This is a genomic window from Streptomyces sp. NRRL B-24085 (assembly GCF_001282115.1).
Classification (GTDB): domain Bacteria; phylum Actinomycetota; class Actinomycetes; order Streptomycetales; family Streptomycetaceae; genus Streptomyces.
Genome location: NZ_LJBR01000116.1, coordinates 1 through 14,425 on the forward strand (window position 1 = coordinate 1; position 14,425 = coordinate 14,425).

15 protein-coding genes are annotated in these 14,425 nt (G+C 70.8%); 6 read left to right on the top strand and 9 right to left on the bottom strand.

Going from position 1 to position 14,425, the window contains the following annotated elements:
- Positions 1-40: 40 nt before the first annotated feature.
- The gene (locus AOJ26_RS44370) at positions 41-226 is read left to right on the top strand and encodes a hypothetical protein (RefSeq protein WP_078959898.1); all 186 of its coding nucleotides are present in this window, start codon (positions 41-43) and stop codon (positions 224-226) included.
- 22 nt (positions 227-248) lie between these two features.
- Here AOJ26_RS44370 and AOJ26_RS14905 read toward each other — a convergent pair whose 3' ends face one another.
- The 3 genes from AOJ26_RS14905 to nth all read right to left on the bottom strand — a co-directional run bounded on the left by AOJ26_RS14905 (position 249) and on the right by nth (position 3,273).
- Complete coding sequence (locus AOJ26_RS14905; RefSeq protein WP_053848754.1) at positions 249-1,448, bottom strand: MarP family serine protease; 1,200 nt, start codon at positions 1,446-1,448, stop codon at positions 249-251.
- A 90-nt stretch (positions 1,449-1,538) separates the two neighbouring features.
- A complete protein-coding gene (locus AOJ26_RS14910; RefSeq protein WP_053848764.1) occupies positions 1,539-2,228 on the bottom strand; it encodes an NUDIX hydrolase in 690 nt (229 codons plus the stop codon).
- A gap of 112 nt (positions 2,229-2,340) precedes the next feature.
- Positions 2,341-3,273 carry an endonuclease III gene (gene nth, locus AOJ26_RS14915; protein WP_053848755.1) on the bottom strand — a complete coding sequence of 311 codons (933 nt, stop codon included), beginning with the start codon at positions 3,271-3,273 and terminating at the stop codon, positions 2,341-2,343.
- Positions 3,274-3,609: 336 nt separating this feature from the next.
- On the opposite strand from nth, the gene AOJ26_RS14920 reads away from it, so the two are divergent.
- Together AOJ26_RS14920 and AOJ26_RS14925 are read left to right on the top strand one after the other, a co-directional pair.
- Positions 3,610-4,284: a Crp/Fnr family transcriptional regulator gene (locus tag AOJ26_RS14920; protein ID WP_007383667.1), complete on the top strand. Its 675-nt coding sequence runs from the start codon at positions 3,610-3,612 to the stop codon at positions 4,282-4,284.
- 233 nt (positions 4,285-4,517) lie between these two features.
- Complete coding sequence (locus tag AOJ26_RS14925) at positions 4,518-5,342, top strand: nucleotidyltransferase domain-containing protein (protein ID WP_053848756.1); 825 nt, start codon at positions 4,518-4,520, stop codon at positions 5,340-5,342.
- On the opposite strand, the gene AOJ26_RS14930 is transcribed toward AOJ26_RS14925, so the two are convergent.
- From AOJ26_RS14930 to AOJ26_RS42845, 4 genes are all read right to left on the bottom strand, one after another.
- The gene (locus tag AOJ26_RS14930) at positions 5,335-6,165 is read right to left on the bottom strand and encodes an MBL fold metallo-hydrolase (protein ID WP_053848757.1); all 831 of its coding nucleotides are present in this window, start codon (positions 6,163-6,165) and stop codon (positions 5,335-5,337) included. The genes AOJ26_RS14925 and AOJ26_RS14930 overlap by 8 nt on opposite strands.
- Positions 6,162-7,031: an NUDIX hydrolase gene (locus tag AOJ26_RS14935; protein ID WP_053848758.1), complete on the bottom strand. Its 870-nt coding sequence runs from the start codon at positions 7,029-7,031 to the stop codon at positions 6,162-6,164. Before AOJ26_RS14935 ends, AOJ26_RS14930 begins: the two co-directional genes overlap by 4 nt.
- A 293-nt stretch (positions 7,032-7,324) precedes the next feature.
- On the bottom strand, positions 7,325-7,795 hold the full coding sequence (locus AOJ26_RS14940) for a RidA family protein (protein ID WP_053848759.1): 471 nt from the start codon (positions 7,793-7,795) through the stop codon (positions 7,325-7,327).
- Positions 7,792-7,956: a DUF4177 domain-containing protein gene (locus AOJ26_RS42845; protein WP_086724107.1), complete on the bottom strand. Its 165-nt coding sequence runs from the start codon at positions 7,954-7,956 to the stop codon at positions 7,792-7,794. Before AOJ26_RS42845 ends, AOJ26_RS14940 begins: the two co-directional genes overlap by 4 nt.
- Positions 7,957-8,074: 118 nt before the next feature.
- Between AOJ26_RS42845 and AOJ26_RS14945 the strand changes: the two genes are divergently transcribed.
- Positions 8,075-9,052, top strand: coding sequence for an ArsA-related P-loop ATPase (locus tag AOJ26_RS14945; RefSeq protein WP_053848760.1), 978 nt, complete (start codon positions 8,075-8,077; stop codon positions 9,050-9,052).
- Positions 9,049-10,464 (top strand): ArsA family ATPase, encoded by a 1,416-nt coding sequence (locus tag AOJ26_RS14950; RefSeq protein WP_053848761.1) that lies wholly within the window; start codon positions 9,049-9,051, stop codon positions 10,462-10,464. The genes AOJ26_RS14945 and AOJ26_RS14950 overlap by 4 nt, the downstream gene beginning before the upstream one ends.
- A gap of 206 nt (positions 10,465-10,670) precedes the next feature.
- On the opposite strand, the gene wblA is transcribed toward AOJ26_RS14950, so the two are convergent.
- Entirely contained in the window at positions 10,671-11,009 is a 339-nt protein-coding gene (wblA, locus tag AOJ26_RS14955) for a transcriptional regulator WblA (protein WP_030324083.1), read from the bottom strand.
- Positions 11,010-11,517: 508 nt separating this feature from the next.
- Here wblA and AOJ26_RS14960 point away from each other — a divergent pair.
- The gene (locus tag AOJ26_RS14960) at positions 11,518-13,818 is read left to right on the top strand and encodes a transglycosylase domain-containing protein (protein WP_053848762.1); all 2,301 of its coding nucleotides are present in this window, start codon (positions 11,518-11,520) and stop codon (positions 13,816-13,818) included.
- Positions 13,819-13,911: 93 nt separating this feature from the next.
- Here the strand turns inward: AOJ26_RS14960 and AOJ26_RS14965 are convergent, their stop codons facing one another.
- Positions 13,912-14,376 carry a GatB/YqeY domain-containing protein gene (locus tag AOJ26_RS14965; RefSeq protein WP_053848763.1) on the bottom strand — a complete coding sequence of 155 codons (465 nt, stop codon included), beginning with the start codon at positions 14,374-14,376 and terminating at the stop codon, positions 13,912-13,914.
- Positions 14,377-14,425: the final 49 nt, after the last annotated feature.

A 14,425-nucleotide genomic window follows, 5' to 3' on the forward strand; every position in this document is an offset into this window, starting at 1 on the left:
GGGCGGTTATCGACCTTGGGGCGGGGGCACACGAACGGGTATGGGCTGGACGCACGACTACAGTGACGCAGCACGCAATCGACGCTCGGGCGCTGCCCTGAGCTCCCACCATCAGGGCGGTGCCCCGCAACTGCCGGGCGGCACCGACCTGAGGGTGGGCATTCCGCGCATCCTGCGCCGCCGGGCCCGCTGGGTCTCGGTACGCCTGCGTCACCCGCGCGGCTGACGCGGCCGTCCCACCAGGCCCTTCAGAGCGCGCAGCTGTCGCTGTCCACCTGCTGGTTCGCGGTACGCCCCTTGGCGATGTCCTCCTGGATCTCGTCCGCGGTGAGCGCGTACCCGGTGTCGGCGTTGTCGAGCGACTTCGCGAAGACCACGCCGTACACCTTGCCCTCCGGGGTGAGCAGCGGGCCGCCGGAGTTGCCCTGGCGGACGGTCGCGTAGAGGGAGTAGACGTCGCGGTTCACGGTGCCGCGGTGGTAGATGTCCGGTCCGTGGGCGTCGATGCGCCCGCGTACGCGCGCGGAGCGGACGTCGTACGAGCCGTTCTCCGGGAAGCCCGCGACGATCGCGCTGTCCCCGCTGGCGGCGTCCTCGGACGTGAACCGGAGGGCCGGCGCGTCCAGGTCGGGCACGTCCAGGACGGCGATGTCGCGCTGCCAGTCGTAGAGGACGACCGTGGCGTCGTACTTCTTGCCCTCGCCGCCTATCTGGACCGTGGGCTCGTCGACGCCGCCGACGACGTGCGCGTTGGTCATCACGCGTCGGTCGCCGAAGACGAAGCCGGTGCCCTCCAGGACCTTGCCGCAGCTCTGCGCGGTGCCCATGACCTTGACGATGGAGCGCTGGGCACGGACGGCGACCGCGCTGTTGGCGAGCTTCGGGTCGGGCGGCTGGACCTCCTTGATCGGCTCGTCGGAGAACGGGCTGAAGACCTGCGGGAAGCCGTTGTCCGCGAGGACCGAGGTGAAGTCCCTGAACCAGGTGTCGGCGTCGGCGGGCAGCGCCTCCTGCACGCCGAGGAGCACCTTGGAGCCGCGGACTTCCTTGCCGACCGTGGGCATCGTGGTCTGCGCGAGCATGGCGCCGATCAGCCAGGCGACCAGGAGCATCGCGAGGACGTTGACGAGGGCGCCGCCGGTGGCGTCGACCGCGCGGGCCGGGGACCAGGTGATGTACCGGCGCAGCTTGTTGCCGAGGTGGGTGGTCAGGGCCTGGCCGACGGAGGCGCAGACGATGACGACGACCACGCCGACGACGGCGGCGACCGTGCCGACCTCCGCGTGGTCGGTCAGCGCGTCCCAGACGACGGGCAGGACGTAGACGGCGACGAGGCCGCCGCCCAGGAAACCGATCACCGACAGGATGCCCACGACAAAGCCCTGGCGGTAGCCGACGATCGCGAACCACACGGCGGCGACCAGCAACAGGATGTCCAGCACGTTCACCGGTTCGAGCCTCGCCTCATCACTTCGCGTTCACCACAGGTCGGCCGCCGGGGGCTGTCCCCGGGAAGACACAGCACGGACGCCACCCTGTCATGCGCGCCAGTCGAGCGGGACCTGCTTCTCGCGGTCCCAGGGGCGCTCCCAGCCCGCGTAGTGCAGGATCCGGTCGATGATTCCGGCGGTGAAGCCCCAGACCAGGGCCGATTCGACCAGGAATGCCGGACCTCGGTGCCCGCTGGGGTGGACGGTTGTCGCACGGTTGTCCGGATCCGTGAGATCCGCCACGGGGACCGTGAAGACACGGGCCGTCTCGTTCGGATCGACGACCCCGACCGGGGTCGGCTCGCGCCACCAGCCCAGCACCGGGGTCACCACGAAGCCGCTGACCGGGATGTACAGCTTGGGCAGCACGCCGAAGAGCTGGACGCCCGACGGGTCGAGGCCGGTCTCCTCCTCGGCCTCGCGCAGGGCGGCCCTGAGCGGCCCGTCGCCCTTCGGGTCACCGTCCTCCGGGTCGAGCGCGCCGCCGGGGAACGACGGCTGCCCGGCGTGCGACCTGAGCGAACTCGCCCGCTCCATGAGCAGCAGCTCGGGCCCGCGCTCGCCCTCGCCGAACAGGACCAGCACCGCCGACTGCCGTCCCGCGCCGTTCGCCGGCGGCAGGAAGCGGCTGAGCTGGAGCGGCTCGACCGTCTCCGCCGCGTGGACCACCGGGTCCAGCCAGCCCGGAAGGCCGTCCTTGCTGAGCGTCACGTCCTCCGTATGACTCGCCCGTGTCATCGCCACCCCCGTCGTCCTGCCCTGCCCAACGCCTGACGGGCCCTAGATCGTTCCACCCGGGCACCAGGGCCACCGGGGCTCAGCGCCGTGGCCCGGCTCGCCGTCCCTGCCCTCACCCGGTGGCCCCCAGTGGCGGCGCGGCCTTGCCGCCCGCGTCCAGATAGGCCTGCGGGGGGTTCAGCCGCTGGCCCGGGAAGCCGCCCTTCTCGTACTTGAGGAGCTTTCGCGCCTTCTCCGGGTCCGTCTCGCCCTCGCCGTAGGCCGGGCAGAGCGGGGCGATGGGGCAGGCGCCGCAGGCGGGCTTGCGGGCGTGGCAGATACGGCGGCCGTGCCAGATGACGTGGTGCGACAGGTCCGTCCAGTCGCTCTTCGGGAAGAGCGCGGAGACGGCGGCCTCGATCTTGTCGGGGTCGGTCTCGTCGGTCCACCGCCAGCGCCTGACCAGCCGCATGAAGTGCGTGTCGACGGTGATCCCGGGCCGCCCGAAGGCGTTCCCCAGGACGACGAAGGCGGTCTTGCGGCCGACGCCGGGCAGCGTGACGAGATCCTCGAGGCGTCCCGGCACCTCGCCGCCGAAGTTCTCCACCAGGGCCTTGGACAGCCCTATCACCGACTTGGTCTTGGCCCGGAAGAACCCGGTCGGCCGGAGGATCTCCTCGACCTCCTCGGGGTTGGCCGCGGCCAGGTCCTCGGGGGTCGGGTACTTGGCGAACAGCGCGGGCGTCGTCTGATTCACCCTCAGGTCGGTGGTCTGCGCGGACAGGACCGTCGCCACGATCAGCTGGAAGGGGTTCTCGAAGTCCAACTCGGGGTGGGCGTACGGGAACACCTCCGCGAGCTCGCGGTTGATGCGCCGGGCGCGGCGGACGAGGGCGGTCCGCGACTCGTTCCCCGGCGGCTTCGCGGCGACCGTCTTCGGGGCCGACGCCTTCTTCACCGCGGCCGCCGCCTTTCCCGGTGCGGCGGCCGCCTCCTTCACGGGGGCCGCCTTCCGCACGCGAGCGGCCTTCTTGGCCGTCTTCTTCGCCGAAGCCCTCTTCTCCACCGGAGCCTTCCCTGCCGCTTTTGCCGTTTTCTTTCCGCCCCCGGCGTCCTGTTCGCCCACAGCGGAATCGCGACGTGCAACCACCCGCCCAGCCCCCTCGGCCTGTGCTCTCACCGGCGTTTTGGACACCCGGCCAGCCTAGAGCCCGGCACTGACATCCGCCCCGGACCCAGGAGACCGGCCCCCAATTGGACCCCTGCCGCTTACCCCGGGACATGTGTGCGGCATCCTTGTGACAGATCACACTGTTTGGACCGTCCGGCAAAATGGGCACCGGGTTCCCCTGGTACCAAGGGGGAACAAGATCCCCTGAGCAGGTCGACAAGGAGAGAACTCGTGGACGACGTTCTGCGGCGCAACCCGCTCTTCGCGGCACTCGACGACGAGCAGTCCGCGGAACTGCGCGCCTCCATGAGTGAGGTGACTCTCGCGCGTGGCGACTCCCTGTTCCATGAGGGCGACCCGGGTGACCGGCTGTACGCGGTCACAGAGGGCAAGGTGAAGCTCCACCGGACCTCCCCCGACGGCCGCGAGAACATGCTGGCCGTTCTCGGCCCCGGCGAACTCATCGGCGAGCTGTCGCTCTTCGACCCGGGCCCGCGCACGGCGACCGCCACCGCGCTGACCGAGGTCAAGCTGCTCGGCCTCGGCCACGGCGACCTCCAGCCCTGGCTGAGCGCGCGCCCCGAGGTGGCCTCGGCGCTGCTGCGCGCCATCGCGCGGCGTCTGCGCAGGACCAACGACCAGATGTCCGACCTGGTGTTCTCGGACGTGCCGGGCCGGGTGGCCCGCGCGCTGCTCGACCTCTCCCGCCGCTTCGGCGTGCAGTCCGAGGAGGGCATCCACGTCGTCCACGACCTCACCCAGGAGGAGCTGGCCCAGCTCGTCGGCGCCTCCCGCGAGACGGTCAACAAGGCCCTCGCCGACTTCGCCCAGCGCGGCTGGCTGCGCCTGGAGGCCCGCGCGGTGATCCTCCTGGACGTCGAGAGGCTCGCGAAGCGCTCGCGCTGAGCACAGACCGTCGTACGACATCGAAGGGCCCTGCCGTGTGGCGGGGCCCTTGTCGTGTCACCGGGGCCGGGAGCCGGTCCCGGTGACGCTCATGATCGCCACTGCTGCCGCTCCCGCGGCACGCCGCTCCCCGCACGCCCCGTTTCCCTCCAGTGACCACGTTCGGCCCCACACGGGCCGCCCAGGGCCGTAAATGAGCTGTTCCCGGGCCCGCCCCCGGGCACAGTGATCCCATGGCCGCCGAAACAGCTCCTCCTCTCGCCGCCAAGGGACTCGACGCCCAGGGGTACATCGAGCGCGAGGGCTCCCTCGGGCGGATCCCGGAACCGTTCCGTCCGGTCGTCGCGGCCGCCCGCGACCGGGTGCTGGACCTGTTCGGGCCGAGGCTGCACAGCGCGTACCTCTACGGCTCGGTTCCGCGCGGCACCGCGCGCGTGGGCCGCAGCGACCTCGACCTCCTGCTCGCCCTGCGGGACGAACCGACCGACGCGGACCGGGAGGACGTACGGGAGCTCGGGGAGGCGCTGGACACGGAGTTCCCGCAGATCGACGGCGTCGGAACGCTGCTGTACAGCCGGGATCTCCTGCTGAGCGACCTGGAGCGCCACGACCTGGGATGGTTCGTGGCCTGTCTGTGCACCCCGCTGCTCGGCGACGACCTGGCGGAGTACCTCCCCCGCTACCGCCCCGACTCCCTCCTGGCCCGCGAGACCAACGGCGACCTGGCCCTCCTGCTCCCCCGCTGGCGCGAACGGATCGAGGCGGCGGACTCGGACGAGACCCGGACCCGCCTGGTCCGTTTCATGTCCCGGCACCTGGTCCGCACCGCGTTCACCCTGGTCATGCCCCGCTGGAACGGCTGGACGAGCGATCTGGCGGAGATGGCGCAGGTCTTCGCCGCGTATTACCCCGAGCGCGCCGAGCAGCTGCGGGCGGCGGCCGTCCTGGGGCGTACCCCGGCCGCCGACCCGGCCGTACTGCGCGCGTACGTCGACGATCTGGGGCCCTGGCTGGCGGAGGAGTACGCGCGCGTGCACGGCGTGAAGGCCCCTAGATGAGCCCGTGCTCCTCCAGGTACTCGAGCTGGGCCCGCACCGACAGCTCGGCGGCCGGCCACAGCGACCGGTCCACGTCCGCGTACACGTGCTCCACGACGGCTTCGGGCGTCCGGTAGCCGTCCTCGACGGCCGTCTCGACCTGGGCGAGCCGGTGGGCCCGGTGGGCGAGGTAGAACTCCACGGCGCCCTGGGCGTCCTCCAGGACGGGCCCGTGGCCCGGCAGGACGGTGTGGACGCCGTCGTCGACCGTCAGGGACCTCAGCCGCCGCAGGGAGTCCAGATAGTCCCCCAGGCGGCCGTCCGGGTGGGCCACGACGGTCGTACCGCGCCCCAGGATGGTGTCACCGGTCACGACGGCCTGATCGGCCGGGAGATGGAAGCACAGCGAGTCGGCGGTGTGCCCAGGCGTCGGAACCACCCTCAGCTCCAGCCCGCCGACACGCACCACGTCTCCCGCGGCGAGCCCTTCGTCCCCCAGGCGCAGCCCGGGGTCCAGGGCGCGCACCTTGGTCCCGGTCAGGGCGGCGAAACGGGCGGCGCCCTCGGCGTGGTCGGGGTGGCCGTGGGTGAGCAGCGTGAGCGCGACGCGCTTGCCGGCGGCCTCGGCGGTGCCGACGACGGCCCGCAGATGCCCCTCGTCGAGGGGACCCGGGTCGACCACGACCGCCAGCTCGGAGTCCGGCTCCGACAGGATCCAGGTGTTGGTGCCGTCCAGGGTCATCGCGGAGGCGTTGGGCGCCAGGACGTTGACGGCTCGTGCCGTGGCGGGGCCCGAGAGGACCCCGCCCCGTGGCTGGCCGGGGAGGGCTGCGGCGTCGGTCATGCGGGGGCTCCACCGGTCGGGATGTGCTTGGTGAACTCGTCGTGGCCCGGCCACGAGAGCACGATCTCGCCGTCCACCAGCCGGGCCTGCGCGAGCACGGGGGTCAGGTCACGGCCGGGCGCGGCGGCGAGCGCGTCGGCGGCGGTGCCGTACCCGGTGAGCTGCCGCAGTGTGGCGATGGTGGGCGGCATCATCAGCAGCTCGCCCTTGTCGTAGCCGTCGGCCGCGTCCTGGGGACGGATCCACACCGTGCGGTCGGCCTCGGTCGAGGCGTTGCGGGTGCGCTGCCCCTCCGGGAGCGCGGCGACGAAGAACCACGTGTCGTAGCGGCGGGGTTCGAACTCGGGGGTGATCCAGCGTGTCCAGGCCCCGAGGAGATCCGACCGCAGCACGAGCCCCCGGCGCTCCAGGAACTCGGCGAAGGACAGCTCCCGGGCCACCAGGGCGGCCCGGTCCGCCTCCCAGTCCGCGCCCGTGGTGTCTCCGACCACCGACTCGGCCGTCGGCCCGGCGAGCAGGACTCCGGCCTCCTCGTACGTCTCCCGCACGGCCGCGCAGACGATCGCCTGGGCCGTGGTCTCGTCCACCCCGAGCCGAGCCGCCCACCACGCGCGCGTGGGGCCCGCCCAGTGGATCTGGTGCTCGTCGTCACGGGGGTCCACGCCACCGCCGGGGTAGGCGTACGCGCCACCGGCGAACGCCATGGAGGACCGCCTGCGCAACATGTGCACGACGGTCCCGGCCGGGCCGTCCTTCAGCAGCATCACGGTGGCGGCGCGCCTGGGCACGGCCGGCACGAGCGCGCCGTCCGCGAGCGCGCGGATACGGTCCGGCCATTCCGCTGGGTACCACTGCCCGTTTGCCATGGCCGGAGGCTAACTCCTGCCGGGCGGATGTTCGAGACCAGGCCGCGTTCGGTTGCCGGGCGACTGCGGGCCCGTCGTGGCTGGTCGCGCAGTTCCCCGCGCCCCGGGGTGGGCCATGTGGACGCTCGTGCAGACGCGCACGGCGGCACCGACCCACCCACCGGATCTGATGCGCAACCCAAGCCCTCACCGGACCGCGGCGGGCCGCCGCAGGCATCAGGGGCGCGGGCTGTCTCCATGTGCGGCTCCGCCGCGTGGGCGCAAGACGCCCGCCCCCACCGGACCCGCCGGTGTCACGCCGACGCCAGCTCCACCTGGACCTCGACCTCGACCGGCGCGTCCAGCGGCAGTACCGCCACGCCCACCGCGCTGCGCGCGTGCACGCCCTTGTCGCCGAGCACCTCGCCCAGGAGTTCGCTCGCGCCGTTGATCACACCCGGCTGCCCCGTGAAGTCCGAGGCCGACGCCACGAACCCCACGACCTTCACCACTCGCGCGATCCGGTCCAGGTCACCGGCCACCGACTTCACCGCCGCCAGCGCGTTCAGCGCACACGTGCGGGCCAGTGCCTTCGCCTCCTCGGCGGTGACCTCCGCGCCCACCTTCCCGGTGACCGGAAGCTTGCCCTCGACCATGGGGAGCTGCCCCGAGGTGTACACGTACACCCCCGACTGCACGGCCGGCTGGTACGCGGCCAGCGGCGGCACGACCTCCGGCAGTGTCAGTCCCAGCTCCGCGAGCCGCGCCTCGACCGCCCCGCTCACGCCGTCTTCTCCCGCTTCAGGTACGCCACGAGCTGCTCGGGGTTGTTCGGCCCGGGCACGACCTGCACGAGCTCCCAGCCGTCCTCGCCCCAGGTGTCCAGAATCTGCTTCGTGGCGTGGACGAGCAGCGGCACGGTCGCGTATTCCCACTTCTTGGTCATGCGGCCGACTTTAGCCGCTGCTCACCGCGGGCTTTTCAGCCGCTGCGCCCACAGCCGGCGCCCGCGTTGTCCACAGCCTCCTGCTTAGGTTCCCCGTCGACTGGTTACGCTCGAATACGTGAGCAGGCTCCAGGTCGTCAGCGGCAAGGGCGGGACCGGAAAGACGACGGTCGCCGCAGCCCTCGCGCTGGCCCTCGCCACCGAGGGGAAGCGGACGCTTCTCGTCGAGGTGGAGGGTCGCCAGGGAATCGCGCAGCTCTTCGAAACGGAGGCGCTGCCCTACGAGGAGCGGAAGATCGCCGTCGCTCCGGGGGGCGGGGAGGTGTACGCACTGGCCATCGACCCCGAACTGGCCCTTCTGGACTACCTCCAGATGTTCTACAAACTCGGCGGGGCGGGACGCGCCCTGAAGAAGCTCGGCGCCATCGACTTCGCGACCACCATCGCGCCCGGCCTCAGGGACGTCCTCCTGACGGGCAAGGCGTGCGAGGCGGTCCGCCGCAAGGACAAGTCGGGCCGCTTCGTCTACGACTACGTCGTGATGGACGCGCCCCCCACCGGCCGTATCACCCGCTTCCTGAACGTCAACGACGAAGTCGCGGGACTCGCCAAGATCGGCCCGATACACAATCAGGCGCAGGCCGTGATGCGGGTGCTGAAGTCGAAGGAGACGGCCGTCCACCTGGTGACGCTCCTGGAGGAGATGCCGGTCCAGGAGACCGCGGACGGCATCGCCGAACTGCGGGCCGCCCGCCTCCCGGTCGGCCGGATCGTGGTGAACATGGTGCGCCCGGAGGTGTTGGACGGCACCGACCTGGAACTCGTACGGACCACACAGCGTTCAGCGGTGGCGAAGGCGCTGTCCTCGGCAGGACTCGGCGGCGCCCGCCGCGGGGGCAACGCCGAGAAGCTGGTCGACCCGCTGATCCGGCAGGCCGAGGAGTACGCCGAGCGGTACGACCTGGAGCACGAACAGCGCTCGGTCCTCGGCGAACTGGGCCTGCCGCTGCACGAACTGCCCTTGCTGACCGAGGGCATGGACCTGGCGGGTCTGTACGAACTGGCCACCGAGCTGCGGAAGCAGGGGATGTCATGAGCCCGGACGCCGACCGGCAGGACCGGCACCGCCGGCTGTCTCCCGCCCCCGTGCTCGATCTCGATCCGCTGATCGACGATCCGGGCACCCGCATCGTGGTGTGCTGCGGCTCGGGCGGCGTGGGCAAGACCACGACCGCGGCGGCCCTGGGTCTGCGGGCCGCCGAGCGGGGCCGCAAGGTCGTCGTCCTCACCATCGACCCGGCCCGCCGGCTCGCCCAGTCCATGGGCATCGACTCGCTGGACAACGTCCCGCGCCGGGTGAAGGGCCTCGACGACTCCGCGAGCGGCGAGCTGCACGCGATGATGCTCGACATGAAGCGCACCTTCGACGAGATCGTCGAGGCGCACGCGGACCCCGAGCGGGCCGCCGCGATCCTGAACAACCCCTTCTACCAGTCGCTCTCGGCGGGCTTCGCGGGCACGCAGGAGTACATGGCGATGGAAAAGCTCGGGCAGTTGCGGGCCCGGGACGAGTGGGACCTGATCGTCGTCGACACGCCCCCCTCGCGCTCCGCCCTCGACTTCCTGGACGCGCCGAAGCGGCTCGGCTCCTTCCTCGACGGACGGCTCATCCGGCTGCTCACCGCCCCGGCCAAGCTCGGCGGCCGGGCCGGGATGAAGTTCCTGAACGTCGGGATGTCGATGATGACCGGCACCCTCGGCAAGTTGCTGGGCGGCCAACTCCTCAAGGACGTCCAGACGTTCGTGGCCGCGATGGACACCACCTTCGGCGGGTTCCGCACCCGCGCGGACGCCACCTACAAGCTGCTCCAGGCGCCCGGGACGGCGTTCCTGGTGGTCGCGGCCCCGGAGCGGGACGCTCTGCGCGAGGCCGCGTACTTCGTGGAGCGGCTGGCCGCCGAGCGCATGCCGCTCGCCGGTCTGGTGCTCAACCGGGTGCACGGCAGCGGCGCCGACCAGCTCTCGGCCGAGCGGGCGCTCGCCGCCGCGGAAAATCTTGAAGAGCCCCGCATTGTCGATCAGGAGGGTGGGAAAGCTGGACTTCGTAACTCTCCCGACACGTACGGCAGTTCAGAATCTCCCGCTTCCGAGGCCCCTGCTCCCGACGAAGGCTCCCCCGCCGACCCGGAGAACGCAGGCTCGAAGCGCACGGAGAACCCGAGGCACACGGATAATTCGAAGCACGCGGAGACGAAGCGGTCCGACCGTCCGGCTGACCGGTCCGTCGACCAGCTCACCGCGGGCCTGCTGAGGCTGCACGCCGACCGTATGCAACTGCTCTCCCGCGAGCAGCGCACGCGTGACCGCTTCACCGCGCTCCACCCCGAGGTGGCGGTGGCCGAAGTGGCCGCGCTGCCCGGGGACGTACACGACCTCGCGGGGTTGCGGGACATCGGCGACCGGCTCGCGGCCGGACGGCCGGAGCTGCCCGAGGCTGCCGTGGACTGATCCGAGGCGTGGACCGGCCCGACGGGACCCTGGACGCGAGCGGACCATGGACCAGACCAGACCGTGGACCAGACCAGACCGTGGACTCGACCGCAGCGTGGATCCGACCGGACCGTGAGCCGCAGCCGTCGCGGTCACGACACGACGACCGGCGCATACCGAACCCGCGCCGAACCGAGCCCTGCCGTGCTCCGAGGGCTGTCCCCTCAGCTGACCGCCGCGTAGTTCTCGTAGATCTCGTCGTCCTCGAGGGGCAGGATGCCGACCCCCCGCTCGTACTCGACGCGCGCCGTCTCCAGCAGCCTGCGCCACGACGTGACCGTCGGCCGCCGGCGCAGCAGGGCGCGGCGCTCGCGCTCTGTCATGCCTCCCCACACGCCGAACTCGACGCGGTTGTCCAGCGCGTCGGCGAGGCACTCCGTGCGCACCGGACATCCGGTGCACACCGCCTTCGCCCTGTTCTGCGCTGCTCCCTGAACGAACAGTTCGTCCGGATCGGTAGTGCGGCAGGCCGCCTGCGCACTCCAGTCGACTACCCAGCCCATACCGGCGCCGTCCTCTCCCGAATCGAGGCTCCCCCACGGCGGCAGCGGCATATTCACCGCCGCCAGTTGAGGACGTTACGGAAGGCAGGCACAGCGCAACACCCCCTTCGGGCCCAATCTTGAATGGCCCGAACGGACTATGCGTAAGCGGCAGATCACCCGGGGGAGTGAGCCCGCGACATACATGACTATCCCGGCAAACCAGGACACTTGTCTTGCGTCACAACGGGCACCTGATGACACACGAGGCGGATTCGGACACGTCCCCACCAAAAAAGTCGGGGAACATCCGGAACGATTCGGGGTCGCCGGACGTATTGATACGTGGCCCTACTGCTGTGACAGTTGAGAGCAGCTTAGGCCAACGCCTGTGCGCGTGTCCGGCGAATGAGAAGGTAGGGCGCTCCTGTCGCCATGCCCGCTCCGACGCGGCCGTGCCCCCTTCCGTCGCCATGCCGTGACACGGGCTCCCTCTGAACGCTCATGAGTACGGATTAGGCTGCCCCCTATGTCGAAGAAGCGCTCGGGCGGCGGTCTGTCGCCCACGCAGCAGGCCGCCAAGTTCCTCGGTGTCAGTGTCCTCGCGGGAGCGGTGATGGCCGGCATCGCGCTGCCCGCGGCCGGCGCGCTGGGGCTCGCGGCCAAGGGGTCGGTGGAGAGTTTCGACGAACTCCCGGCCAACCTGAAGACCCCGCCGCTGAGCCAGCGCACCACGATCCTCGACAGCGAGGGCGGCACCATCGCCACGGTGTACTCCCGCGACCGTACGGTGGTCGACCTCAAGGACATCTCGCCGTACATGCAGAAGGCGATCGTCGCGATCGAGGACTCGCGCTTCTACCAGCACGGCGCGGTCGACCTGAAGGGCGTCCTGCGCGCGCTCAACAAGAACGCCCAGAGCGGCGGGGTCGCCCAGGGCGCCTCCACGCTGACGCAGCAGCTCGTGAAGAACGTCGCGGTGGAGGAGGCCGGTGACGACCCGACGAAGGTCGCCGAGGCCACCCAGCAGACCATCGGCCGCAAGATCCGCGAGCTGAAGTACGCGATCCAGCTCGAAGAGGAACTCGGCAAGAAGAAGATCCTCGAGAACTACCTGAACATCACCTTCTTCGGCCAGCAGGCGTACGGCGTCGAGGCCGCCGCCCAGCGCTACTTCTCCCGCCACGCCAAGGACCTCAACCTGGAGCAGTCGGCCCTGCTCGCGGGCATCGTCCAGTCCCCGAGCCGCTACGACCCGGTCAACGACGAGGCCGAGGCGACCAAGCGGCGCAACACCGTGCTCCAGCGCATGGCCGAGGTCGGTGACGTCTCCCAGGCGGACGCCGACAAGGCCAAGGAGCAGCCGCTGGGCCTCAAGGTCAGCAAGCCGAAGAACGGCTGCATCACCGCGGTCAAGGGCGCCGGCTTCTTCTGCGACTACGTCCGTGAGGTCTTCCTGACCGACCCGGTCTTCGGCAAGACCAAGGAGGCCCGGGCCAAGGTCTGGAACCAGGGCGGTCTGACGATCCGCACCACGATGGACCCGCAGGCCCAGAGGTCGGCCCAGCGGTCCATCAAGGAGCACGTCTACCAGGACGACGACGTGGCCACCGCGGCCACCATCGTGCAGCCCGGCACCGGCAAGATCCTGGCGATGGGCCAGTCGCGGCCGTACGGCATCAACGTCAAGAAGAACGAGACGACGATCAACCTCTCGGTCAACCAGTCCATGGGCGGCGGTGCGGGCTACCAGCCCGGTTCGACGTTCAAGCCGATCGTGGCCGCGGCCGCCATCGAGGGCGGGATGCCAGCGACGAAGGTGTACCCCTCGCCGTACGAGATGGACTACCCGGCTCCGGTCCAGGCCTGCAACGGCAAGGTGTGGGACGAGAAGGGCGTCCCGGTCGCCAACGAGAACGAGACCGAGGTCGGCCCGTACGACATGAGGGAGGCGACCGCCAAGTCGGTCAACACCTACTACGTGTCGTTGATCAGCGACATCGGCATCTGCCCGGTGACGGAGATGGCCGCGAAGATGGGCGTCGAGCGCGCGGACGGCGGCAAGATCCAGCAGGCCCCGTCGATCGCCCTGGGCACCCAGGAGATGTCCCCGCTGACCATGGCGAACGCATACGCGACCTTCGCCTCGCGCGGGATGTACTGCACCCCGGTGGCCATCGAGTCGATCACCCAGCGGGTCGGTGAGAAGTCGAAGTCCCTGCGGGTGCCGAAGTCGACCTGCTCGCGGGCGATGTCGGAGACCACCGCGGACACCATCAACACCCTGCTGAAGGGCGTGGTCGAGGACGGCACGGGCTCGGAGGCGGGCCTCGGCGGCGGCCGCGCCAGCGCCGGCAAGACCGGTACGACCGACGAGCGCTACGCGGCCTGGTTCGTGGGCTACACCCCGAACATGGCCGGCGCGGTCTGGGTCGGCGACCCCGCGCACAAGCGCAAGATGCAGAACATCAGCATCGGCGGCGTCGGATACGCGAAGGTCTTCGGCGGCAAGGTGCCCGGCCCGATCTGGCGCGACATGATGACCGGCGCGCTGGAGGGCAAGGAATCCCCCCAGTTCAACCTCGTCTACATCCCGAACCGGCCGCAGGACAACGGCGACGACAAGGGCGACGACGGCGACAACGGGGACGACGGCGGCAACCGCGGGAACGACAACGGCGGCAACAACGCCGGGAACGACAACGGCGGGAACAACGGCGGAGACGACGGAAACACCACCTTCCCCACGCCGAGCTTCTCGATCCCGGAGAACTTCATCCAGGGCACGACCAACGGGAACGGCAACGGAGGCGGCGGCGGGCGCGGCTGACGCCGGCAGGCCCACGTAGTGGAGAGAGCCCGGCCCCGCGGAACACGCGGGGCCGGGCTCTCGTACGACTGGAACGACTGGCGGGTTCCGGGCTCAGCCGGCCAGGCGCTTCTTCACCGCGGCGGCGACGCGGCCGCCCTCGGCCAGGCCGGCCACCTTCGGGTTCACGATCTTCATGACGGCACCCATGGCCCGCGGCCCCTCGGCACCGGCCGCCCTGGCCTCCTCGACGGCCTGGGCCACGATGTCGTTCAGCTCCTCGTCGCTGAGCTGCTTGGGCAGGTACTCGGCGAGGACCCCGCCCTCCGCCTTCTCCCGCTCGGCGGACTCGGCGCGACCGCCCTGGGCGAAGGCGTCCGCGGCCTCACGGCGCTTCTTCGCCTCCTTGGCGATCACCTTCAGCACCTCGGCGTCGGAGAGCTCCCGCTTCTCCTTGCCGGCGACCTCCTCGTTGGTGATCGCGGCGAGCGTCATACGGAGCGTCGAGGAGCGCAGCTCGTCGCGCCCCTTGATCGCGGCGTTGAGGTCTTCCTGCAGCTTCGACTTGAGCGTGGTCATGGGGGTGATTGTCGCAGGTGTGGGGGGACGGGTGCTCGGAGATTTGTGC